The organism is Pseudaminobacter soli (ex Li et al. 2025), from assembly GCF_029892515.1.
Classification (GTDB): Bacteria; Pseudomonadota; Alphaproteobacteria; order Rhizobiales; family Rhizobiaceae; genus Pseudaminobacter; species Pseudaminobacter soli_A.
Genome location: NZ_JARXVF010000011.1, coordinates 96,158 through 119,027, shown reverse-complemented (window position 1 = coordinate 119,027; position 22,870 = coordinate 96,158). Strand labels below are relative to the sequence as shown.

The 22,870-nt window shown below is 60.1% G+C and carries 24 protein-coding genes; 14 read left to right on the top strand and 10 right to left on the bottom strand.

Annotated elements, in window-relative coordinates; translation table 11 throughout:
* Nucleotides 1-4: 4 nt before the first annotated feature.
* The 7 genes from M2281_RS27265 to M2281_RS27235 all read right to left on the bottom strand — a co-directional run bounded on the left by M2281_RS27265 (nucleotide 5) and on the right by M2281_RS27235 (nucleotide 5,269).
* Nucleotides 5-586: a L,D-transpeptidase gene (locus M2281_RS27265; protein ID WP_280824349.1), complete on the bottom strand. Its 582-nt coding sequence runs from the start codon at nucleotides 584-586 to the stop codon at nucleotides 5-7.
* Complete coding sequence (locus M2281_RS27260) at nucleotides 576-1,739, bottom strand: AAA family ATPase (protein ID WP_280824348.1); 1,164 nt, start codon at nucleotides 1,737-1,739, stop codon at nucleotides 576-578. The genes M2281_RS27265 and M2281_RS27260 overlap by 11 nt, the downstream gene beginning before the upstream one ends.
* Nucleotides 1,740-1,757: 18 nt before the next feature.
* Complete coding sequence (locus tag M2281_RS27255; protein ID WP_280824347.1) at nucleotides 1,758-2,078, bottom strand: TadE/TadG family type IV pilus assembly protein; 321 nt, start codon at nucleotides 2,076-2,078, stop codon at nucleotides 1,758-1,760.
* Between the two features lie 72 nt (nucleotides 2,079-2,150).
* On the bottom strand, nucleotides 2,151-2,441 hold the full coding sequence (locus tag M2281_RS27250) for a hypothetical protein (RefSeq protein WP_280824346.1): 291 nt from the start codon (nucleotides 2,439-2,441) through the stop codon (nucleotides 2,151-2,153).
* Nucleotides 2,428-3,846 (bottom strand): type II and III secretion system protein family protein, encoded by a 1,419-nt coding sequence (locus tag M2281_RS27245; RefSeq protein WP_280824345.1) that lies wholly within the window; start codon nucleotides 3,844-3,846, stop codon nucleotides 2,428-2,430. Before M2281_RS27245 ends, M2281_RS27250 begins: the two co-directional genes overlap by 14 nt.
* A gap of 95 nt (nucleotides 3,847-3,941) precedes the next feature.
* Nucleotides 3,942-4,949, bottom strand: a complete 1,008-nt coding sequence (gene cpaB, locus M2281_RS27240) for a Flp pilus assembly protein CpaB (protein ID WP_280824344.1) — start codon at nucleotides 4,947-4,949, stop codon at nucleotides 3,942-3,944.
* Between the two features lie 98 nt (nucleotides 4,950-5,047).
* Nucleotides 5,048-5,269 carry a Flp family type IVb pilin gene (locus tag M2281_RS27235; protein WP_280824343.1) on the bottom strand — a complete coding sequence of 74 codons (222 nt, stop codon included), beginning with the start codon at nucleotides 5,267-5,269 and terminating at the stop codon, nucleotides 5,048-5,050.
* Between the two features lie 680 nt (nucleotides 5,270-5,949).
* On the opposite strand from M2281_RS27235, the gene M2281_RS27230 reads away from it, so the two are divergent.
* From M2281_RS27230 to M2281_RS27180, 11 genes are all read left to right on the top strand, one after another.
* The gene (locus M2281_RS27230) at nucleotides 5,950-7,332 is read left to right on the top strand and encodes a CpaF family protein (RefSeq protein WP_280824342.1); all 1,383 of its coding nucleotides are present in this window, start codon (nucleotides 5,950-5,952) and stop codon (nucleotides 7,330-7,332) included.
* Nucleotides 7,333-8,301 carry a type II secretion system F family protein gene (locus M2281_RS27225; RefSeq protein ID WP_280824341.1) on the top strand — a complete coding sequence of 323 codons (969 nt, stop codon included), beginning with the start codon at nucleotides 7,333-7,335 and terminating at the stop codon, nucleotides 8,299-8,301.
* Nucleotides 8,302-8,310: 9 nt separating this feature from the next.
* On the top strand, nucleotides 8,311-9,267 hold the full coding sequence (locus M2281_RS27220; protein WP_280824340.1) for a type II secretion system F family protein: 957 nt from the start codon (nucleotides 8,311-8,313) through the stop codon (nucleotides 9,265-9,267).
* Nucleotides 9,268-9,325: 58 nt separating this feature from the next.
* Nucleotides 9,326-9,880 carry a hypothetical protein gene (locus tag M2281_RS27215; protein ID WP_280824339.1) on the top strand — a complete coding sequence of 185 codons (555 nt, stop codon included), beginning with the start codon at nucleotides 9,326-9,328 and terminating at the stop codon, nucleotides 9,878-9,880.
* 1 nt (nucleotide 9,881) lies between these two features.
* On the top strand, nucleotides 9,882-10,415 hold the full coding sequence (locus tag M2281_RS27210; RefSeq protein ID WP_280824338.1) for a prepilin peptidase: 534 nt from the start codon (nucleotides 9,882-9,884) through the stop codon (nucleotides 10,413-10,415).
* 751 nt (nucleotides 10,416-11,166) lie between these two features.
* On the top strand, nucleotides 11,167-12,723 hold the full coding sequence (locus tag M2281_RS27205) for an ABC transporter substrate-binding protein (RefSeq protein ID WP_280824337.1): 1,557 nt from the start codon (nucleotides 11,167-11,169) through the stop codon (nucleotides 12,721-12,723).
* Between the two features lie 138 nt (nucleotides 12,724-12,861).
* Nucleotides 12,862-13,797: an ABC transporter permease gene (locus M2281_RS27200; RefSeq protein ID WP_280824336.1), complete on the top strand. Its 936-nt coding sequence runs from the start codon at nucleotides 12,862-12,864 to the stop codon at nucleotides 13,795-13,797.
* Nucleotides 13,794-14,675 carry an ABC transporter permease gene (locus M2281_RS27195; RefSeq protein WP_280824335.1) on the top strand — a complete coding sequence of 294 codons (882 nt, stop codon included), beginning with the start codon at nucleotides 13,794-13,796 and terminating at the stop codon, nucleotides 14,673-14,675. Before M2281_RS27200 ends, M2281_RS27195 begins: the two co-directional genes overlap by 4 nt.
* Nucleotides 14,675-15,640, top strand: coding sequence for an ABC transporter ATP-binding protein (locus tag M2281_RS27190; protein WP_280824334.1), 966 nt, complete (start codon nucleotides 14,675-14,677; stop codon nucleotides 15,638-15,640). Before M2281_RS27195 ends, M2281_RS27190 begins: the two co-directional genes overlap by 1 nt.
* Nucleotides 15,637-16,392: an ABC transporter ATP-binding protein gene (locus M2281_RS27185; RefSeq protein WP_280824333.1), complete on the top strand. Its 756-nt coding sequence runs from the start codon at nucleotides 15,637-15,639 to the stop codon at nucleotides 16,390-16,392. The genes M2281_RS27190 and M2281_RS27185 overlap by 4 nt, the downstream gene beginning before the upstream one ends.
* On the top strand, nucleotides 16,334-17,857 hold the full coding sequence (locus tag M2281_RS27180) for a serine hydrolase domain-containing protein (protein WP_342394307.1): 1,524 nt from the start codon (nucleotides 16,334-16,336) through the stop codon (nucleotides 17,855-17,857). The genes M2281_RS27185 and M2281_RS27180 overlap by 59 nt, the downstream gene beginning before the upstream one ends.
* Before the next feature lie 85 nt (nucleotides 17,858-17,942).
* Here M2281_RS27180 and M2281_RS27175 read toward each other — a convergent pair whose 3' ends face one another.
* Nucleotides 17,943-18,623: a dienelactone hydrolase family protein gene (locus M2281_RS27175; RefSeq protein WP_280824331.1), complete on the bottom strand. Its 681-nt coding sequence runs from the start codon at nucleotides 18,621-18,623 to the stop codon at nucleotides 17,943-17,945.
* A gap of 102 nt (nucleotides 18,624-18,725) precedes the next feature.
* Between M2281_RS27175 and M2281_RS27170 the strand changes: the two genes are divergently transcribed.
* The 3 genes from M2281_RS27170 to M2281_RS27160 all read left to right on the top strand — a co-directional run bounded on the left by M2281_RS27170 (nucleotide 18,726) and on the right by M2281_RS27160 (nucleotide 21,188).
* On the top strand, nucleotides 18,726-19,880 hold the full coding sequence (locus M2281_RS27170; RefSeq protein ID WP_280824330.1) for a CapA family protein: 1,155 nt from the start codon (nucleotides 18,726-18,728) through the stop codon (nucleotides 19,878-19,880).
* Nucleotides 19,881-20,039: 159 nt separating this feature from the next.
* Nucleotides 20,040-20,495, top strand: coding sequence for an antitoxin Xre-like helix-turn-helix domain-containing protein (locus M2281_RS27165; RefSeq protein ID WP_280824329.1), 456 nt, complete (start codon nucleotides 20,040-20,042; stop codon nucleotides 20,493-20,495).
* Nucleotides 20,496-21,188 (top strand): RES family NAD+ phosphorylase, encoded by a 693-nt coding sequence (locus M2281_RS27160; protein WP_280824328.1) that lies wholly within the window; start codon nucleotides 20,496-20,498, stop codon nucleotides 21,186-21,188.
* A gap of 237 nt (nucleotides 21,189-21,425) precedes the next feature.
* On the opposite strand, the gene M2281_RS27155 is transcribed toward M2281_RS27160, so the two are convergent.
* Complete coding sequence (locus tag M2281_RS27155) at nucleotides 21,426-22,142, bottom strand: peptidylprolyl isomerase (RefSeq protein ID WP_280824327.1); 717 nt, start codon at nucleotides 22,140-22,142, stop codon at nucleotides 21,426-21,428.
* A complete protein-coding gene (gene narI, locus M2281_RS27150; RefSeq protein WP_280824326.1) occupies nucleotides 22,139-22,855 on the bottom strand; it encodes a respiratory nitrate reductase subunit gamma in 717 nt (238 codons plus the stop codon). The genes M2281_RS27155 and narI overlap by 4 nt, the downstream gene beginning before the upstream one ends.
* Between the last annotated feature and the right edge of the window lie 15 nt (nucleotides 22,856-22,870).

Genomic DNA, 22,870 nt, shown 5'->3' with positions numbered 1-22,870 from the left:
GTAGTCATTCGACAATCACCTTTGTGCCGACTGGAACGCGCCGGAAGAGGTCGACCACGTCGGTATTGGTCAGCCTGAAGCAGCCGGAGGTCCCGTCGAAGCCCACGCCCTTCGGATCATTCGTCCCATGAATCCGGTAAAGCGTATCTCGGCCGCCATCATAGAGATAGAGCGCACGCGCCCCCAAAGGGTTGTATGGGCCGGCAGGTACAAACTCGGGGAGACCATGCTGGCGACCGCGCATTTCGGCTGGCGGTCGCCATTCCGGCCATTCCTTCTTATCTCCGACGCGCACCGTTCCCGTCCAGGCGAAGCCTTCACGACCGACGCTGATGCGATAGCGCAGCGCCTGATCCCGAGCGACGACGAGATAAAGAGCTTTCTCGTTCTTTCGGATGACGATGGTGCCGATGGTCTCCGCGGTCTGAAAGGCTACCGAACTGCGCAGGCTCGGTCCCATTGCCGGCAGCGGCGGGCGATCGCCCCGGCTTTCGCCCTGCGCTTCAATGACCGTCGCCGACAGGGCCAGAATCCCACCCAAAGAAGCCTTCAGCAACAAGGCCGCGGCACCTCGGTTAGCGCGCATTGCCGTCTAGCCTGTCGCGAAGTATCGCCTTGACGTCCTTGTTGAAACGGGCGCGAGCATCCACTTCGGTGGGCAGAATGGCGCGATTGAGAGATTCTGTCAGCAACTCTTGGTCGAAGCTGATCGACCTGATGTCAGAGGTCTTGAATACTTTCTCCAAATCCTTGCGGGAAAAATGATTACCGAACCATTTGCGCTTCTGCTTATTGGCAACCAACGTGATGCTGGCGGCGTTGCCGCGCAGTTCGCGAATCCTGCCGTAGAGACGTTTGGCCTGGCGCATAGCTGCCAGATTGAGCTCGAAGACGATGAAGACCTCGTCACTGGTCGAAAGCACCGGGCTCTGCCAGACCGTTTCGATATTGGGCAGGTCGATGACGATATCGCTGAACCGGTAAGCTGCCAAATCAAGCAGCTTGAACACGAATTCGCTTCCACGTGGCTCGAACGGCAGTTGCGGCCGTTCGAATGAATAGATTGTCAGGCCGTGCGGTCGCGAGAGCTTTATGACATCCATCAGTTCGACATCGAGCCGATCCGGTTGAGCAACAATGCCGCCGAGGTCGAATTGGTTGAACAGATTGAGGTAGGCGCCGCAGTTGGCGTTTTGATAATCGAGATCGATAAGGCAGGTGGAAGCGGCGCGATCCGGCGACTTGGCTGCCAGATACTCCGCAGCGGCCAAGGCAAGCGTTGTGGCGCCGGTGCCTCCGCTCGCTCCGATAAAGGTGATAATCCGGCTCTTGTTCGCCTGGTTGCCACTGTCGTGGAAGGTCACAGCATTGAGCAGTTCCTTGCTGTCGAGCGGCCTGTGCAGCCAATCCGAAGCGTTAAGCCGGACAAGGTTACGCATCTGGTCGGGTCGCAGTTCGCCGGAAATGGCGATCAGCGGCACCTGCGACCACGCCGCCCGCGCTTCCATCAGCCCTGGGCTTTCGAGGATTTCGCCCTGAGCGAGGTCAAGGATAATGATGTTTGGGCGCCCGCCAGCCGTCGCCCCCTTCAGGAACGCATCGGGCTCGGCGACCTGGACATCGTAGATTGCCAAAGCCTCGAGCCGGGCGGCAGTTTCATGCCTCAAGTTCGGATCGCTGGAATACAAGGCAATCTGCTTCCGGCGGGTCGGAAGAACAGCGGGATCGATCGCGTTCATTATGTTGGTGCTCCGCTGCTAAGATCTTCGCCTGTTACTGTGCTCGACATGGAGGGCATGTTGATATCTTTGAACCCCAGCAACCCGCTCAGGAAGAAGAAGTGGAATTTGACGTTCTGCAGGCGGACTGTGATCGTCGGCACGGGCCCAGCTCAGTTCCACCGCCGCCGCGAGTGCAAAGGCGTCTGCCGCCTTTTGCAGGTCGTTGTGCAGGGTGTTGGCGCGGCTCATGTCGATGACCAACAGCGAAAAGCCGATGATGACCGGCAGCAATATGGCCACCAGGATCAGCGCCATCCCTCTTTGATCTTGCCAAAACGCTCGAAGTGTCTGCAGCATGACGACAGCTCTTTCCTGAACCTGACGCCCCTCGCGCCTCGTTCGCGCGCGCCTTTCGCAATATCTATTCCGTTAGGAGCCTTCCGATCCGGCGTCTCCATTCGTCGAAGTGTCGGCCGCTGGTGCCGGCGCCATTGGCCGCGGATGTCCAAGGAGCACAGCCTGAATCCTGCTGCCGCTGGTCGTGAAATGGTTGTCCTGCGCAGCCGGATTGAACGGGTTGGCGGTCTGAAGAAGCATGTTGTATTTCTGTGCGTCGCCGGCAGCGAGCGTTACCGTGTCGTAGCGGTTGAGATAGTCCGCGCAGCCAGACAGCAATGCGGCGGCCGCGACCAGGATGAGGAGCGCGCTATTTCTTGACATAGACCAGCTGATCCTTGGATTTGAGGTCGAGCATGTGGCCGTAAGGGCCGACTACGCCCTCGCCGGTTTCAAAGAAACGGATCATGTTCTTGGTGACTTCAAGCTCGCCCAGCGCGAAGAATTCAGGATCATTGGTCGGGCGGGTCTTGTCGAGCGGGGTGGCCAGTTGCTGTCCCGGCGTCGTCGGTCTCACAAGGCGCGGCGTGACGATGATCACCAGGTCCGTCTCGTTCTTTATGTAGCTCGACGAGCGAAACAACGCACCGATGATCGGCAGCTGGCCGATCCATGGCACCTGACTTTGCAGCTTGCGGTTGGTCGCTTGCAGCAGACCGGCGATCGCAAAGCTCTGGCCGTCGCGCAACTCGACAACCGTCGAGGCCCTGCGAGTACTGAAGCCCGGAATTTCGAGGCCGTTGGCGTTAATGGATGTCGTCGGATCGACCTCGCTGACCTCCGGGTTGAGGCGCAGATTGATCTTACCGTTCTCCAGCACGATCGGGATGAAGCGCAGCTTGACGCCGAATTCCTTGAACTGGATGGTGGTGGTGGTGCCGTTGCCGTTGCTTTCGCCTGCAACGGGGATCGGCACTTCGCCGCCGGCGAGGAAGCTGGCCTCTTCGCCCGAAAGCGCGGTCAGGTTGGGCTCGGCAAGCCGGCGCGCCAGACGCTTGTCCTCAAGCCCCCTGATCATGACGTCGACATTGATGCCGGAATCGATCACGCGTGCGATCAGCGACGCGAAAGGTACGTTGCCGGTGGCAAATGGGGCAAGGATGGACGCGGGACCTGTAGCGAAGCCGTTCGCCGACTTCGGGTTGTCAGCGCTCTTGGCGCGAATAGATACGCCCAACTCCCGCCCGGCATTGCGCGACACTTCCAGCACACGCACTTCGAGATTGACCTGCTGGCTATCCTCGACCTCGATCGAGTTGATGATCGCCTCCGGCCCATACTGCTGGGCGACCTTGAGGATTTCGGCGAGCTGGGCGCCATCCTTGACCCGGCCGCCGAGCCGCACCCGGCCGTTGACCGAGCCAATGGTCACGCGCGATCGCGGCGCCACCTGCCTGATGGCCGCGGCCAGGTCGTCGATATCGACGCCCACCTCGACTTCGATGACGCCGAGCGACTGACGCTTATCCGAGAACAGATTGATCGAGGTGGTGCCGGCAGACTTGCCGATGACGTAGAGCGTCCGGTCGGTCATCGGCTGGGCATCGGCGATCTTGCTGTCGGCGACGACCATGTCGCCGAGGTTCTGGTTTACCTGGATCGTGACCGATCGCGAGACCGGCAGGAAGATGCGGTGAACGCCCGGGCTGGAGACATCAATGCGCCGGTCGGCCGCAGTGGCCGGGTCCACAGAGAGCATGGGCAACACGGCCAGGCTCAAGAGCGCCACCAGAAATCTCAAGCCAAATCGCAGCATAATATTTCAGTCCCCCCGGCCTGACGGCCCTGCTTCAATTCACGAACCGACTTTGCGGTTCTTGCCCCTCAGTTCACTCGCGGCACGTCGTAGGTCACACGCTCCACGCCCCTGAAAACACCGACCGTCGCATGAGAAGGCGGCTCGGGCTGCAGATAACGGACAACCTCCTTGACCACCTCCTGCGTTTGAGGTGCCGCAGGCGGCGGCGCCTGCTTGGCCTTGCTGAGCTCATCGAGACGGCTGTCGACCTTCTCCACGGCCTTGAGCAGGCCATCGAACTGCTGGTCGTTGCGCTGGCGGTCGGCGTCCTGCGCCGCCTGCCGGGCCGCAACGGTTTCGGGCGTTTCGCCCGTGAGATCGGAAAGGGTAATACGCGCGGTGTTTTCACCCTGGTTCGCCGCCACCTGGCGCAGCGCCAACGACAGCTGGCCGGCGCCTGCGGCCAACGTCAGCTTCTGCGCGTCCTTGGTGGAGACTTCCAGCGTCACGGCCTTGACCACCGTCGGGCTCTCCGTGCTTTCGTCGGCCACCTGGTCCACCGCAAGCACCTTGATGCTTTGCAAGAGCACGTCGACAAAACTCTGGTCGCCACCTTCAGCGGAGCGTACGGTGCGGGTGAGAAGGATGTCGACGCGGTCGCCGGGGAAGACGAAGCCTGCAACGCCGAGCACGTCGTTGACGCGGATGGAGACGGCCTTCATGCCGTCAGCCAGCACGGCCGAGAGCGTGGCACGCTGGCCCGGACCGGTGATCTTGCTGGCGAGAATAGGTTCGTTGACGCCGATCGCCTGCAGCGCCTGGCGCGCGCCTTCCTTGGAGACCAACTCTTGAGCGGTCTTGAAAGCTCCTTGCGGGATAGCGCCCGCCGGCCAGGGGATCTGGCGCAACTTGTCTGCGCTGATCTGGTCGCCGAATTTCAACGGCTCAGCCGCAACGACGATTGTTGTCTCCGGCTTCTCACTGGCAAGAGCCATCTGGTTGCGCTGGTTGGAAAGCCACATATTGGCGAGCACCACGGCGAGCACGCCGAAGATGCCGGCCAGCATGATCATAATGATCGAGTTCGCACGCATAGTCCCCCACCTACACTCTTACTGGATAACCGGCGCCATTACCGATCCGCCAAAGGATCCAGGTCCGGGTCGACAGACCCGGACCTGGTGTCGACTTATCATCCGTTCTTGGCGCAGGCGGTGCCGCCGGTGCCGCCAGCGCCCTTGCCGTCTAGTGCGTCGCAAAGGCTGCCAAATTGGTTATTTACCCAGCCGCCGATCGCAATGACCGCCGTGATCGTAGCTGCGGCGATGATGCCGAGCAGAATAGAATATTCGACCATGGCAGCGCCGTCTTCTTCGTCGCGGAACTGCCGGGCCATCGTCATGATCTGCTTCATTTCAATTACCCCCTATCAAGACAAAACGACGAGCCGAATGAGGATGTAATCAAGACTCCAGCACCCCCCGTCGCTCATAATGTTGTTCGACGTTATTTCGTCTGTCAAACGCATTTAACGTCCTGTTAACCACTTGATACACGAAAATCAAGAAAAACCCCTCCATCGACTCGCCAATAACTTGATGATTCGAAAGGAATTTCAATTGTATTAACCATCTGTTAAGAAGATGCATTTGTCGAAGGTGGAGGAATGCACACCTAAAAGCAGTAGATAACCGAATATATGCTGAGTTATCCCGATATTCCCTCGCCTATCGAGATTTTCGCGAGCACTGGACCAGTGGTCCGGAAGGTATCGTTCGCGATAGTTGTGCTCGCAACTGTGGCCGCCGAGTGACTCGTCTTTACTATAGTTACAAGTAAATCGCCGAATCGATCGCTGCACGCTTGCACACGCGATGGTTAGCAAATAGTTTGCGCGTGGTTGTGGGATGCGAGGCCTGCCATCGAATCGGGGTCCGGTTTAGGGCATGCGGCTTGCGATTATCGGGGGGGTGGCCAACGCCAGTAGCCAATGGCGCGGCCGGCATAGCCTCATCACAGACTTGCATCCTGCAAACCATATGCCGCCGCGAGCCACCTACGGCGCGGGGCAAAAAGGGGGAGTGGGGCGTAACTATGCTTGGCCGCTTTACCAATCAACCCAAGCGGAAGGAGGAGGTCCGTCTGGAGCCCTCCCTTGCGCCCTTGGTTTCGACGCCCGCCAATGAGCCGGGCGACACCTCCCAGGCCGACGAAATGCTCGCGCTCAAGGTGGACATTCATCGCCACCTGATCGAGCGCTTCAACCTTGCGGCTCTGGATACGGCATCCAAGGAAGACATCCTGCGCGAGATCCTTCCACTGGTGCGCGAGTTCGTCAGGGCGCGCAACGTGCCCCTCAATTCCCGCGAACTGGACCAGCTTACCAGCGACACCGCCGACGAGATGCTTGGGCTCGGGCCCATCGAGCCGCTGCTCAAGGACGATTCCATCGCTGACATCATGATCAACACACACAGGCGCGTGTTCATCGAAAGGCGCGGCGTCATCGAGGAAACGCAGGTCCGCTTTCGCGACGAGGCGCATCTGATGCGGGTGATCAACAAGATCGTCTCGGCGATCGGCCGCCGCGTCGATGAATCCTATCCGATGGTGGACGCTCGGCTCGAGGACGGATCGCGCGTCAACGTTGCCGTGCGGCCGATTTCGGTGGACGGGCCGCTTGTGTCCATCCGCAAGTTCTCCAGGCGCCCATATTCATTGGAGCGCCTGGTCGACTTCAACTCCATCCGGCCGCCGATGATCGATCTGCTCAGGATCGCCGTGCAGTCGCGCAAGTCGATCCTGGTGTCGGGCGGCACCGGCAGTGGCAAGACCACGCTGCTCAACGCCCTTTCGAGCTACATTTCAGACCGCGAGCGCCTGATCACCATTGAGGACGCGGCCGAACTGCAGCTGCAGCAGCCGCATGTCGGTCGGCTGGAAACGCGGCCTCCAAACGTCGAAGGCAAGGGCGAGGTGCGCCAGCGCGATCTGGTCAAGAATGCGCTGCGCATGCGCCCAGACCGCATCATCGTTGGCGAGGTGCGTGGCGAAGAGGCCTTCGACATGCTGCAGGCGATGAACACCGGTCACGAAGGCTCGATGACCACCATCCACGCGAACACGCCACGCGACGCGCTTTCAAGGCTGGAGCAGATGATAGGCATGGCCGGCATGCCGATGAGCGCTGAATCCATCCGCGCCCAGATCGCCTCGGCCATCGACATCATCGTGCAGACACAGCGCCTGGCCGACGGCGGACGGCGGGTGATTTCCATCTCCGAGATTACCGGCATGGAAGGCAACGTGATCCAGCTGCAGGAGATCTATAACTTCGTTCGCCGCGACGTGGCGGAGGATGGCAAGATAATCGGCGACTTCCGCGCAACCGGCGTGCGCCCGCGTTTCGCCCAAGAGGCCGCGACCCTCGGGCACCACTTCGCGAAGGACGCATTCAATCCGCAGGTTCCGCTCTAGATGCTCACCGGTCAGACGCTCCTTTACGGAATTTATGTGCTGGCAGCAGCCGCGGTGATCCTGCTTGTCGAGTCCTTCTACCTGTCCTTTGCCGCGCGCCGGCAGGCGGCAGGGGCAGTGAACCGGCGACTGAAGCGTCTTGCAGAAGACGCCCCGGCCGAACAGACGCTTCGCGGGCTGCTGCGCGAACGCGGGCTGACCGACAATGGCGATTTCCTGTTCGGCATCATCGCGCTCAATCGCCTCTATACGCAGTCTGGCATCACAGGGAGCCCGCTGGCGTTCGCCGCCATGTTCATCATGGCCGGGCTGGTCCTGGCTCTGGTGCTGGTCGTGTTTGCCTTTTCATCACTGCTGGCGCTGCTGGCCCTCCTCGTGGTCGGCTTTATTTTGCCACTTCTGGTGCTCCGCCGAGCCCGGAACAAGCGCATAGCCAAGTTTGCCAAGCAATTGCCCGATGCACTCGACATGATCATCCGCTCGCTGCGGGCCGGTCATCCGACCACGGTGGCGATAGGCCTGGTGGCGCGCGAGATGCCCGACCCGATCGGTACTGAATTCGGCATTGTCTCCGACGAGATAACTTTCGGCCTCAGCCTCGAGCAGGCGGTGAAGAAGCTCTCCCACCGCGTGGGTTTTGAAGGGCTGAACCTGCTTTCCGTGTCGCTGTCCATACAGGCGAAGACCGGCGGCAATCTGACCGAGATCCTGTCGAACCTTTCGGCTGTGTTGCGCGAACGGCAGAAGTTGCGTCTCAAGATCCGGGCCCTGTCTGCCGAGGGACGCGTGTCGGCCTGGATCATCTCGCTCTTTCCGATCGCGATGTTCCTCATCCTCCAGCTGATCGCGCCGAGCTATTACGGCCAGATCTGGGGCAACCCGCTCATCACTCCGATATTCGTCACCTTCGGTGGGTGGGCGCTCGTTGGCGACTACATCATGTATCGCATGGTTAATTTCGAGATCTGAGGGCTGGATATGAACCTTCCAGCCAGCTTTCAGGATTTGGACCTTCTGATCTCGCTTGCGGTGTTCGCCGCCGCAGCTTCGCTTTTCCTGTTTGCGGCACTGCTGTTCCGGCCGGTCCTTCAGACCAGGCGCATGCTCGCCCAAGGCCTGCTGTCCGATTCCTCCGTCGACCGGCGTTCGCTTGCAGCACAGGAGCAGCTGGCCAAGCTTGCCGCACAGCGCCCAGTGGATGCCTATTTCAAGGCGCTCGAAAAGGAACGCGGGCAGCCCGATGCGCTGGAAATCAAGCTGTTTCGGGCAGGCTTCTACCAGAAGAGCGCGCCATTCATTTACCTGCTGTGCCGGATCGGCGCCGTTCTTATAGGGTTCGCGGCAGCGTATCTCGGCCTGCTGAGCGTCTTGCCGAAGCAGCTTCCCGGCTTCTTCGCCTTCGCCGGCGGCGGTCTGTTCGGGCTCGCCTGCCTGGTCATTCCCAGCATTGCACTCGACCGCTTCGAGCGTGCGCAGCAGCGACAGTATCGCGTCGGCTTCCCCGACTTCATGGACATGATGATCACCTGCGCCGATGCCGGTATGAGCCTGGAAGCAGCAGTCGAGCGTGTAAGCAGCGAACTTGCGGGAACGCACAAATGGCTGGGTGTCCAGCTGTCGATCATGAATCTCCAGCTGCGGGCGGGAAAGCCGTTGCGCGAAGCCCTGCGCGATCTGTCGGATCGGATCGGGCTCGACGAGGCGCGGTCGCTCGCGGTGCTGTTTCGCCAGTCCGAGGAGCTGGGCACCAGCCTAACCGAAGCTCTGCGCGTCTACAGTGGTGAAATGCGCAGCCAGCGAATCCTGCTCGCCGAGGACCGCGCAAATTCGCTGCCGGTGAAGATGATGATCCCGCTTGGACTCTGCATCTTTCCGGTGGTGCTGATGATTATCATGCTGCCCGTTATCATCCGAATGAGGGGCGTATTCTTCTGATCCGATCGGGCCAATGCGAGATCAATAATTGCACCAAAAAGGTGCTGAGGGGACGAGAATGACAAGGCCAATCCACATTGCCATCGCCGCGTGCCTCATGGGGATAGCGCTTGCCGGCTGCAAGACCGACGGCGTCGTCCTCAACGATGGGATCGTCCGCACCAACGAGCCGACGCCCCCGGAGCTCACTGCCTTCGGCGACACCTTCAAGGGACTGAAAACGGTTTCTGACGTCGAATTCTACGCCTCCGACGAGGCGGTGGCCCAGGCCACGAACCAGTTTCGGCAGAGCAATTACGGAAATGCCGGTGCGTTCTTCTACAAGGCCGTCCTTCTGGCACCCAATGATGGGGTTGCGTGGCTGGGTCTTGCCGCATCCTGTGATCGCATTCGTCGCTTCGACCTGGCGGACAAAGCCTATCGGCACGCGTTCCAGCAACTCGGCCCAACTCCGGAATATTTGAATAACTACGGCTATTCCAACCTGCTACGCGGCAATCTCCAGGCGGCCAGGAACAATTTCCTGCGCGCCTATGAATTGGCGCCCAACGACCCCACGGTGAACAATAACCTGCAGCTGCTGTCGTCAAGCGTTCACAACATCGAGCGCTGACATGCTTTTGGTCGCGTCAATATTGATGAAACTCATGGCGATGCCGCTGCTGCTCAAGATCGGCTGGAAAGACTTTACCACTCAAAAGATCGCCAACAGCGACGTCCTGCTGTTGCTCGCTCTCGGCTCTGCATCGATGTTCCTCGCCGCCTTGACCGAGAACTCGTGGTGGAACCTTGGACTGAGCGCGATTGCGGGCGCCCTGCTTCTCGTGTTGCTGTTTCCGTTTTGGCTGTTGCGGAAAATCGGCGCTGGCGACGTCAAGCTGATGGCGGTGGCGCCGCTTGTCTCGAGTGGGGCCGATTTGCTGGTCTTTGCTGTTGCGCTGCTAGTCTTCACGCTAGTCACCGCGGCCATCGTGCGCAATCCGATGTTGCTGCCATCGCCTGCATTCCGCGGCTACATCAAGCACCTGGATCGCCAGCGTGTTGTTCCCTTCGGTGTGCCCATCTCGGCCGCGTTGATTGTGACTATCAGCCTTCAACTTTATGCGCTGATGGTAGCGCCGCACTATTCCACATTGCCAATGCTGTGAGCCGGATAAGATGAATCTGGAAAGCTGATTGTTTGATACGGGGCGGAATGAAATAGTTTCCGACAGCGAAGAAGATCGAGACGAACTTCGTTAGCCCGGCCATTACGGCCAATGCATCGCAACGGATCGGACAAAGAGGGCAAGCACCAAACAACAGAAAGCCCGCCGAAGCGGGCCAATGCTAAGGAAAGCAGCAAGCGAAAGGCTCACGCTGCAGCGTTACTTTACCAGCGTGACGTACCGGCCTGCCATCTTCGAACCACGAGATGAGAGTTCTTCACCCTGTCGTTTAGGTTTTTGTGGGATTCACGTCGGGCATGAGATTGTCGAAAACCCAATCGCCGGGATACCGGTCGGAGGCGGGGAGAGGTGCTCCGGCATCGGCACAGTGTAAGCTGCCATGTGCAGAACGCTTTCGAACCTGTCAAAGCCGACGACACTGAAAACGGGCCTGCCCCAATGGGGGGCTCCCTTCGATCCCGCACAGAATCAAGAAGTTAGAGCCCGCGCGAATTTTCCCACTCTTGGCCAACGGCTTGATCCGCCGATCATAGACAAAAAGACTGGAGCCGAGCCCCACGGGGTATGGAGTAGAGGCGCTCCACGCTTCTCAAGTGGCGCGGCAGATCGCACTTCATGCCCCTATACTGTTTTTGCATGTGAATTTGCAGAAATAGCATTTGCCTTTGACTGACCGTCGCCGGAAATCTGCACGCCGACAGGCTCATTCACCGTCGGGGAGATTCAGAACATGAGAATATCGTTTCGCGCCAAAAGCTACTTGGGCGTAGCCGCTGCCTTGCTGCTTGGCGCAAGCGCGCTTGGTACGACATGCGCTTTCGCAGAGGATACACCGCAATCGGGCGGGGATCTGGTGATGGTGCACGCCGATGCAATCCTGACGCTCATGCCGACGGTGGCGGCCGAGAACGCCTCGATCTGGGCTATTGAGGAGATTTTCGACACGTTGCTGTTTCCGACCGAGGACGGCAAGGGCGTCCAGCCGGGCCTTGCCACCGAATGGAACCAGTCTGCCGACGGCCTCGAATGGACCTTCAAGCTGCGCCCGGATGTAAAATTCTCGGACGGCACCCCAATGACGTCCAAGGACGTGAAATTCTCGCTGGACCAGGCGGCAAAAGAAGCCAACCCGTTCGGTTTCATCAACACCTCCATTCAGGAAGTAACGACGCCCGATCCGCTGACTGTCGTGGTGCGCACCAAGGGCCCTTATGCGCCTCTGCCGTCGGTGATGGCGATCTTCTCGAACTCCATCGTGCCAGATAATTACGGCGGCAAGACTGCCGAGGAATTCGCCAAGGCCCCGATCGGCACCGGCCCGTTCAAGCTGGCCGAACGCACGGTGGGTGTCGGCACTCGTCTGGTCCGCAACACTGAATATTGGCAGAAGGGTAAGCCTTACCTGGATTCGGTCAGCATCAACGAAGTCGCAGACGGCAATACGCGCGCCAATCAGGTGTTGGGCGGACAGGCACACATCAACGAGTTTCCCGCCTATTCGAGCGCCCAGGCGCTGCTGGCAGGAGGCGGCGACGTCACTCTCGGCGTCTTCCCGTCGAGCCGAGTGGATTTTGTCGTTTTCAACACGAAGAAAGCACCGTTCGACGACCCGCATGTCCGCCGCGCCATGGCTGCGCTGATCGACAAGCAGGCCCTTGTCAAGGTTATCCTGTTTGGCAACGGCGAGCCGGCCGGCGCCTATATGTCGCCAAGCTCGTGGTCGCACAACGCCGACATCAAGGGCATGCCGTTCGATCTGGATGCTGCGAAAAAGGAACTCGCCCAGTCGAAGGTGCCAGATGGCTTCAGCACAACGATCACGGTAAGCAGCGGCAATTCCGACGAAGCCACGATGGCGCAGATCATCCAGGCACAGGCCGCCAAGATCGGCATCGAGCTGAAGATCCAGGTGCTTGACCCGGCGGCATCGTGGGATGCGCGCCAGGCTGGCAACTATGACATGGCCTTCACCTACAACACCACCGACATCGTGGATCCGGACGAGATCATCCGCTTTGCCGGCGTCTATAACGGTGGCTCGCAGGTGCAATTCTCGTTCTACGACAGCAAGGAAATCGCCGAGAAGGCGGAGCAGGCCTCCGCAATCAGCGACCAGAACGAACGCAAGAAAATCTACGACGAGATCCAGGTCCTATGGGACAAGGACCAGCCGATGGTACCTTTGTATTATTCGCCCGAGCTCTACTCCTACTCGACGAAGGTTCATGGTTTCCATCCTTACGTGACGGGCAACTACAACCTCGTCAATGTCTGGCTTTCGAACTAACGTCCGCTCGCGGGAAACCCGTCCCATCGTTACCCGATGAACGGATCCCGACCTGACGAACAATCGCGACGGGTTGTCCGCGTTCCTGCTTCCATGGAACCGGACAGCCCGTCTCTGTCTCTTTGAGTTTGATTTTACATGTCGAGATTTTTGTTTCGAAGGCTTGTGCTACTGGTCCCCGTGATACTCGGAACGGTAACCCTGACCTTCCTGCTAATGCATCTCACGCCAGGCGATCCGGCGCGGACCTATCTGGGCGAGCATGCTACGCCAGAGGCAATTGCCGCGCTCAGGCAGCAATGGGGTCTCGATCAGCCATTGGCGATCCAGTATCTGCATTTCCTGCGCGATCTCGTGACCGGCCAGCTTGGCGAGTCAATGTTCTTTCATGAACCGATCATCGATCTGCTTGCAACGCGTTTGCCGCCAACACTACTGCTGATGCTGATGAGTGCAGTCCTTAGCCTGATCATCGCCGTTCCACTGGCTGCCTGGAGCGCGGTTAGCAAATCCGGGCTCTCTGATATGGTGGCGCGCGCCCTTACCGCAGTGTTTCAAGGAACACCGATTTTCTTCATCGCGACCATTTTCATCCTGGTCTTCAGCATCCGGCTGAAAATCTTCCCCGTTGCCGGATACGGCAACAAGCCGTGGGACCATGTCGTATCACTGTTCTTGCCGGCGCTGACGCTGGCGCTTGGCATCGTGCCGGTGCTGATGCGCAGTCTGCGCACGGCGCTGATCGACGCTCTGAACAGCGAATATGTCAACTTCGCACGCGCCAAGGGACTGCGCAGCCGCACTGTCTGGCTGCATTACGCGTTGCGGAACGCCAGCATTTCCGGCTTGAGCATTCTCAGCATCCAGATTGGCTTTCTCGCCGGCGGTTCGCTTGTGGTCGAAAACGTTTTTGCCATTCCTGGCATGGGCACCTTCCTGATGAAGGGCATTCTGAACCGCGATTTCCCGGTCGTGCAGGCTAGTGCCCTGGTCTTCGCTCTTCTGGTGCTGCTCGTCTATCTCATAACCGACATCGCCTACACGCTGCTCGATCCCAGGGTGAGGCTGAAATGAGCGAACGCGAAATGACCGCCACTACCGCCTCAGGGGATATTGCCCGATCGCCCGGCCCGCTCAAGCGGCTCCGGCGCGACAACCCGCAGCTGCTGTACGGATCGTTGATCGTCGGGGTGATCGTGCTGATGGCGCTCTGCGCGCCTCTGCTCACCAGTTATGATCCAACCGCGCAGGATTTCATGTCCACGCTGCAAGGGCCGAGCGCCGACCACCTGCTCGGCACCGACAACCTGGGACGCGATCTGTGGGCGCGGCTGCTCTATGGCGCACGGGTCGATCTATTCCTGGCAACGATCGCGGTCGTGCTTCCCTTTGTCATTGGCTCGACACTCGGGGCGCTCTGCGGCTATTTCGGCGGCTGGTTCGATACGATCGTCATGCGCATCGCCGACATCGTGGTCGCCTTCCCATTCTATGTCCTGGTCATCAGCCTGGTTTTCATTCTAGGCAACGGTGTATCCAGTATCATCATAGCGATCTCCATTGTGAGCTGGATCGCCTATGCCCGCATCATTCGCGCCGAGGCGATGGTGCTGAGCTCGACCAATTTCATGGATGCGCTGCACGTAGGCGGCCTTGGCGTTCCACGCATCATTTTCCGCCACCTGATGCCGAATGTGCTGAGCCAGGGCATCGTTTATGCGATGAGCGACATCGTGGCCAATATCGGGGTGATCGTCACGCTGAGCTATTTTGGTCTCGGCATCGTGCCGCCGACGCCTGACTGGGGCAATATGATGTCGGAGGGACAGCCCTTCTTTGCCGGCGGGATCTACAGCCTGATGCTGATCCCCGCCGTAGCGGTGATCGTGACGAGCTACGGACTGTCGATGATCGGCGATGGATTGGCAACGGCGCTGAGGGTAAAACGATAATGCAGCAGGCGATAAAGGCAGATGCCCTTCAGATTGAGGGGCTAAGCGTCGCCGCGCAGATCGGCGAGAAGAGCTACAAGGCACTCGACGGCGTGACGCTTTCGGTGGCGCGTGGCGAGGCGCGCGGACTAGTGGGCGAATCCGGCTCCGGCAAGAGCTTGACCTTGCGCGCCGTGATGGGACTTTTGCCGGCTAATCTGACCGTTACTGCCGGAGCAATCCGTTTCGACGGACGCGATCTTCTGGGCGATGGCGGCAAACTCCTGCATGAAGTCCGGGGGACCGGCATTTCGATGGTGTTTCAGGAGCCGGCCGTCGCGCTTAATCCAGTGATGAAAGTGGGCCGGCAGATCGTCGACGGTGTGGCTTGGCGGCGTGGGCTGAGCGGCCGGCAGGCCAAGGAACTGGCGGTAGAGCTTCTGGCGCAGGTCGGCATCAAGGACCCCGCACGATGGGTCGATGCCTATCCGCACCAGCTTTCGGGCGGGATGCGGCAGCGCGTGATGATCGCCTCGGCCATTGCGAGCAAGCCGGACGTCATCCTGTGCGACGAACCGACGACGGCACTCGATGTCACGATCCAGGCTCAGATTCTCGCATTGTTCAAGGCGCTGAAAACCGACCTTGGCGCGGGACTTCTCTATGTCACGCATGATCTGAGCGTGGTGGCGGAATTCTGCGATTCGCTGACCGTCATGTATGCCGGACGCACGGTGGAGCAATCGGACGATCTGGGCGCGCTGATCGCCTCGCCTGCGCACCCCTATACGCGCTCCTTGCTTGCGGCAGTCCCACGCATCCGGGGACCGATACGGCGTCTGCGTGGGCTTTCGAGTTCCGCGCCATCGCTGACCGAACGCGACCAGAAGCCGGCGCCGGCGCTGGTCGCATGCGGACCAGGGCGGCAGGTCGCGCCGTTTACCGCAGAAGACGAACGCTTTTTTGCAAGGGACGAGGAAGTATGACGCGCAACGAGCTTGTGGCGGAAGGCCTTTCGGTCACTTTCCCCGGCGGGATGCAGGCGCTGCGCAACGTGGATATCCGCGTCGGGGCGGGCGAGATCGTCGGTCTTGTCGGCGAATCCGGATCGGGAAAATCGACGCTCGGCCGAGTCATCGTTGGGCTTCAGAACAGCTATTCCGGCGCGCTGCGTTTTGCGGACGAGGCGCTCACCCCTCGCCGCACGCGGCCGCAGCGCTGCGCCATCCAGATGGTGTTTCAGGATCCCTATGCCTCGCTCGATCCGCGCATGACGGTCTGGCAACTTATTCATGAACTGATGGTCGTGCACCGGATCGGAACGGGGCGAGAGGATCGCCGCCAGCGCTGCGAAGACCTGATGCGCCGCGTCCACTTGCCCGGCGCGCTGCTCGACAGTCGCCCGACGAGCATGTCGGGCGGGCAACGCCAGCGTGTCGCCATCGCCCGGGCGCTTGCCGTCAATCCGCGCTTTCTGGTTGCGGACGAGCCGACGGCGGCGCTTGACGTGTCTGTGCAGGCGGGGATCATCAACCTTTTCGCCGACTTGCGCCAGGAGATGGGGCTTTCGCAGCTATTCATATCCCACAACCTTGCGGTCGTGCGGTCGCTGTGCGACCGGGTGGCAGTTATCTATCGTGGCGAGATCGTCGAAATGGCGCCGACCGGCGCGATCTTCGATGCCCCCCAACACGACTATACCCGCCAGCTGCTTGCCGCAGCGCCCGATCTCCCGTGAGCAGAGAGGATTAATAATGCTGTCTTTCAACAATCTTTCGCGACGGGAAGCGCTTACGGGCGAGATCGCCACAATCTTTTCCGAGCGTCTGGCCCAAAAGATAACGCCGGGGCTCCGGTTCGCGATTTTCGATGCCGAGGGCATTGTGCATGAAGAGGGACTGGGTAGTGCAGGTGCGGCGGGCAGCCCGCCCGGACCGCGCGCCCGGTTTCGCATCGCCTCCTGCACCAAGAGCTTCACGGCCGCCGCCGTTCTGCTGCTGCGAGACAGGGGGCTCCTATCGCTCGATAGCTCCGTAACGCAGTTTGTGCCTGCGCTGGTCCCCACACTGCCCGCAGGCCGGCCGGAAGCGCCGACGGTGCGGATGCTTTTGTCCATGGCGGGAGGCTTTCCCACCGACGATCCATGGGCCGACCGGCAGGAATCACTATCCAACGAGGCGTTCCATGCCGTGCTGCGCGCCGGCATCCGTTTTTCCAGCGCGCCGGGAACCCGCTTCGAATATTCCAATCTCGGATATGCGTTGCTTGGGCAGGTGATCGAGGCCGTCAGCGGCCAGACCTACCAGGAATTCGTGACCGACAATCTGCTCAAGCCACTTGGTCTGCAGGAAACGGGTTTCGATCCAGCGGCAGTCGCTCCGGAAGCGCTCGCCACGGGTTTCCGCAAAGTCGGTGATGACTGGCTGCCACTGCCTTTTACTGGGCCGGGGGCGTTTTCGGCGATCGGCGGTGCCGTCACCACGATCGGTGACCTTGTCCGGTGGGCGCGCTGGCTATCGGCAGCTTTTGCGCCGGAAAATACAGATGACAGTCCGCTGTGCGCCTCCAGCAGGCGCGAAATGCAGCGGATCCAATGCCCGATCGCGTGCGAACCGACGGAGGAACAGCGACTCAAGGGATATGGCTTCGGCCTCATGGTCGAACACAATCCGCGCTTCGGCCCGATTGTCAGCCATTCGGGGGGCTATCCCGGCTTCAGCTCGCATATGCGGTGGAACCCGCAGACCGGGCTCGGTGTCGTGGCCTTCGAGAATGCGACCTATTCGGGCGCGTGGGTACCCACCGCGGCAGCGCTCGAGCTATTGCTTGGCGCAGCCTTTGCCAAGGCTGCGCCGGCCGGCGAGCCGCCGGCGGCCGTGCGTGACCTATCCGCGGGATTGTCGCGTCTGGTGCTGGAGGGCTGGGATAATTCGATCGCGGATGCCATCTTCCTGGAAAATGTGGCGATGGATCGGCCCTATTCCGAGCGTGCAAAGGCGCTCGCGGAGCTTTGTGAAAAGGCCGGGGCACCGGTTTCCGACGCAATGAAAATCCTGCCGGCGGATGAGGGCGCCGCGAACGGCGGTTTTGGACGCTTCCGACTGCAGATCCCCTGCGCGCACGGCGAGATCAAGGTTCGCGTTCTATGCGGCCCGACTGAACCGATGAAAATCCAGTCACTTGAATTCGAGCTTTCGAATTGAGGTGACGGGGCGTCGCTTCCGGAAGCCCGCGGCGCCTGCTACGATTCTAGAAGCAGATGGCGGGTCCTAGCGGCCCGGCCATCTCTTAGCCGGAAGCGCCCTCGCGGCCCATATAGCGCCCGAACCAGTCTCGCGCTGCCTCGACCACGGCATCGAGCGCCCCGGGTTCGGAAAAGAGATGCGTTGCGCCAGGAATGATTGCCAACTGGCTGGGGCCGGCAAGTCTGGCAAATGCCGCCTTGTTCAAGCGGATCACTTCGGTATCGTTGCCGCCGACAATCAGGAGAGTGGGCGCCCGGACTTCTTCGAGGGCGGCTCCTGCCAGATCGGGACGTCCACCGCGTGAAACCACGGCCGCGACTTGATCCCCCAGCCGCGCGGCTGCAACAAGTGCCGCCGCGGCCCCGGTGCTTGCCCCGAACAACCCCATCGGCAATCCCATCGTCTGCGCGGCCTCTCCCGTCCATTCGACCGCGGCAGTGAGGCGGCGAGACAAAAGCGGAATGTTGAACACATTGGCTCGGTTCAGTTCCTCGTCCGGTGAAAGGAGATCGAAGAGCAGCGTGCCAAGACCGGTCCGACCCAAGGCCTCCGCAACGTAGACATTGCGCGGACTGAGCCTGCTCGAGCCACTGCCATGTGCAAAGACGACAATCCCGAACGGGTTCGGAGGTAGGCGCAAGCAGCCCGGAAGATGAAGTGGCACGATCTCCACATCGGTGACGTCAGGGCCACGGGATGAGTTGCCGCCTTCACCATGTTTCATGACCTTGCTCCTTTATGAAGAAGGAACGGTTTCGAGGCAGCTTTCGTTCATTAGAATTATGAAACCGGGCGCCTGTTGCGGTTGGAATGAAAGCTATGCCCTGTGTCCCTCAATTCAAGCCGTGAGCCCGAGTCTGCAGATGAGGCCCACACCAGCGGGCCAGTGCGCCTCTTCTTATGCGGAGATGTCATGATTGGACGTGGCATCGACCAGATCATGGCCAACCCATGCGATCCGGCCTTGCACGAAAGAGCCATGCTTTCGGCGACCGGCTATATCAAGCTGGCCGAGAGGTTGCATGGTCCGATCCCGAGGCGTGTGGCACCGACTTATATCTGGGGCGTGGCCCTCGAAGAATTGAGACATAGCAATCCTGACGCATGCATTGTCAACCTTGAGACCAGCATCACGCGCAGCGAAAGCTACATACCAAAGGGTATCAACTATCGAGTCAGTCCCGAGAATGCAGACTGCCTTGTCGCCGCGGGGATCGATTGCTGCACGCTTGCCAATAATCACGTGCTCGATTGGGGGATCGCGGGCCTTCTGGATACAATGCAGGTGCTCGATCGGCTTCACATCAAACATGCTGGCGCTGGTCGCGAACGCGATCAGGCCAGCGCGCCGGCAGTGCTCGATCTGGCAAACAAGGGCCGCGTGCTTGTCTTCTCTTTTGCGTCAGTCACGAGCGGCACGCCCGAGAATTGGGCAGCAACATCGGAAGCTCCCGGCGTTAACGTCCTGCCGGATTTGTCAGAAGCCACCGCTACCGCGGTCTCGGAAGGTATTTCAGCTGCTCGGCAGCCAGGAGACGTGATCGTCGCGTCCGTGCATTGGGGTTCGAATTGGGGTTACGAGATCCCCGACGATGCACGGAGATTTGCCCACCTGCTCATCGAAAAAGCAGGCGTGTCGGTTTTTCACGGACATTCCTCGCATCACCCAAGGGCCATCGAGATCTACCGAAACAGGCTGATCCTCCACGGGTGCGGGGATTTCGTGAACGACTACGAAGGCATCGCCGGCTATGAGGAATTCAGAGACGATCTGCCCCTCATGTATCTGGTCGACATAGATGCAAAGAGCGGCGACCTTGCCAAACTTGAAATCGTTCCCTTGCGGATTCTGCGGTTTCGGCTTGCGCATCCCTCGACCGAGGACGCCACATGGATATGCCAGACCCTTGATCGCGAAAGCCGACAACTCGGAACGCGCGTTGTGAAGTCGCGCGACGGACACCTCACCGCCTCCTGGTGACGCTGGCTAGCACACCACCGCCGCGCATCGCAGGACGTAACCATGGAGCGCTGCCCTGCGAAATCGGTTGCACATCCTTTTCGGACAAGTGCAACAGGGAAGGCCACATCGTGCTTCAAGCCTTGCATTCTGGACAGGTCATCATCATTTGATATATAAATGAACCATCAAATGATGGAGAGTGCAATGCTAGCAACTGCTCATCCAATTTCAGCTCTTCCCGAACGACAGGACTTCTCGGCCGAAGCTGATCGGCAGCGGCTCTCGAAAGTGGCACTCAAGGCATACAAGCGCCTGGTCGAAAGTTGGGGCCTGACGGGTCAACAGGCCGCAGCACTGCTCGACGTTTCTACAAGCACCTGGGAGCGTTTGAAGCAGGAGGGAAAAGACAAGCATCTCAGCCAGGACCAGTTGACCCGCATCTCGGCAATGGTCGGAATCTACAAGGGGTTGCATCTGTTGTTTGCTGACGACATGGCTGACCGCTGGCCGAAACTCGAGAACAGGGGGCCACTCTTCGGGCGGATGAGCCCGATCGCGTCGATGCTGAAGGGCGGCATTCCCCAAATGCTTGAGGTGCGCAGATATGTCGACGCAGTTCGTGGAGGCCTTTGATTGTCGATCGAAGGTGTACCTGTCGTCACCGAGGCGTTCCCAAAGACTGTCCGGCTTGTGACGACTGCCCGCCTTCGCGAGGCAGTGCTTCTCCCACTGGTCGATGACCAGGATGAACTGGAACTTCTGGCTGAGATTGAGGGGGCAACCAGCACGAGGTTGATCGCACAGGACAAAGGGATTTCCGGACTGGCAGCCAATGAACTCGTCTACGACGTGCCGCATGCGCCATTTATCAACGCGTCGTTCGCCTATGCCAAACCCCGGCAACCGAACCGTTTTAGCGGACCGGACCGTGGCGCCTGGTATGCGGCGCTCGAAGTTGAAACCTGCCTCCACGAGGTTGGCTTTCATTTGACCAACGCCCTCGCAGAAGCCGGCGACTATAACGCTACGGTCGAGTATGCGGAGATGTTTTGCAGCCTCGCTGGAGACTTCCTCGATCTTCGACAAGTGCCAGATCATCCATCGCTTGATCCCGACCAAACCAGGGCCTACCCAATAGGAAACGCACTTGCTGACAGCGCTCGCGCCGAGGGACTAAATGGCATCATCTATCCTTCTGTGCGGCACGAGGATGGTATCTGCCTCGTTGCGCTAAGGCCTGCAGCGGTGCAGTCGGTCAGGCAGGGATCCGTTTATCGCATGATCTGGAAGGGCGATCCCACGCCAACGATAGAAGGGCCGCTATAGCGCCGGATGGAGATGTCATGTTAGGATGGCGCCCTCGCCGCGTCCGTGGGGTGATGCAGACCGTTCCGCCTCGCTACAAGCGTTCAGCCTTCCGGGGCCTGAACGGTGCTCCCAAGCCGAGCCTTAAATTTCAGACGTTGACCTGACAGCCCCCTGACCAGCGACATGGCTGCCTGAGCCCGCAGTTCTCCCAAAAAGTTTCAGCCCCGCGAAGTTAACTTGACATCTCTCAGGAGGCTACTGCACCAACGGGGTGTCAGCAGCATCAATCTCAACCCCCAGGAGTTCCGCTCGCCCTGCGAGGATGGCGATATATTGGCGCAGCGCCCGTTCCTCCACAGTGGCACTAAGCGCTTCAGCGATCTGCTCGCGCGCGTGCTCGAAGGGAATGTCCACGCCTGGAATGCTCCGGTCCACTGAAACGATGTGAAAGCCGAAACGGGTTTTCACCAGATGCGGCAGAATGCCGAGCGCGTCGATACGGAACAGCGCACTCTCGAATTCCGGCACCATGTCGCCGCGGCCGATCTGGCCGAGATTGCCGCCCTGCTCGCCCGACGGGCAGTTGGAAAGCTCGCGCGCCATCTCGGCAAAGCGCTCCGGGTCGGCCAGAAGCTCGTTGAGTGCCTGCTCGGCGCGGGCGCGAATGACGGCAATGTTCACCGAAGGCGTCACCTGGAACAGGATGTGGCGCGCGTGGACCAAATCGCCCGAGCGGAATTCTTCCAGATGCGCTTCATAATAGCGTTGGCATTCGGCTTCGCTCGGCGTCGGAACCTGCACGTCCTGCGCCAGCAGCTTTTCGATTGCCGCTTCCACAACCTCATTGTCGATGGCACCAGGGTCTAGAAAGCCAGCCTCGACTGCACGTTGCCGCAGCAATTCACGCACGACAGCGAGCTTCGCATCTTCCACGTCACCCGGAACCGGGACGCCATTCACATAAGCGGTCATGGGCGTATCGGCTCCTTGGCGCGCGTCTGCGGCGTTCGCACGATCTGATAGGGCCGGAACAGGTAGGCAAGTGCGCCCACGCCGCTCCAGATGTGGATCATGCGGGTGAAGGGCGAGATCAGGAACAGGGTGAAGCCGAGCAGAATGTGCAGCTTGTAGGTCAGCGGCACGCCGATCATGTAGGAAGAGGCGTTCATGTCGAGCGTGACGATGCCCTTCACGTAGCTGGTTAACGTCTCAAACAGCACGCCGTCCATGTGAAAGGCCGAAAGCGGTACGGTGAGCAGCCCCAGCGCAAGCTGCAGCCAGATCATGACGACCACGGCGATGTCCCATTTGCGGCTGTTGAGCCTGATGCGTGGGTCCGCCAGGCGGCGATAGATGAGCATCGACAGACCGATTATGGCGATCAGCCCTGCGATGCCGCCGACGATCATGGCAAGCAACTGGTGCATGATCGGCGAAAGGAAGGGCGAGACCAACCAGTGCGGCGCGAGAAAGCCGACGAAGTGGCCGAGGATGACCACGATGACACCGTAGTGGAACAGGTTGGAGCCGAGGCGCAACTGGCCCGCGCGCAGCATCTGCGAGGAATCGCTCTTCCAGGTATAGGGCTCCCGGTCGAAGCGGATCAGGCTGCCGAGCAGCAGCACCACCAGACAGACATAGGGATAGATTCCGAAAAGAAGCGTGTTGAGATGGTTTTCGGACACGGCATTCCTCCCTTT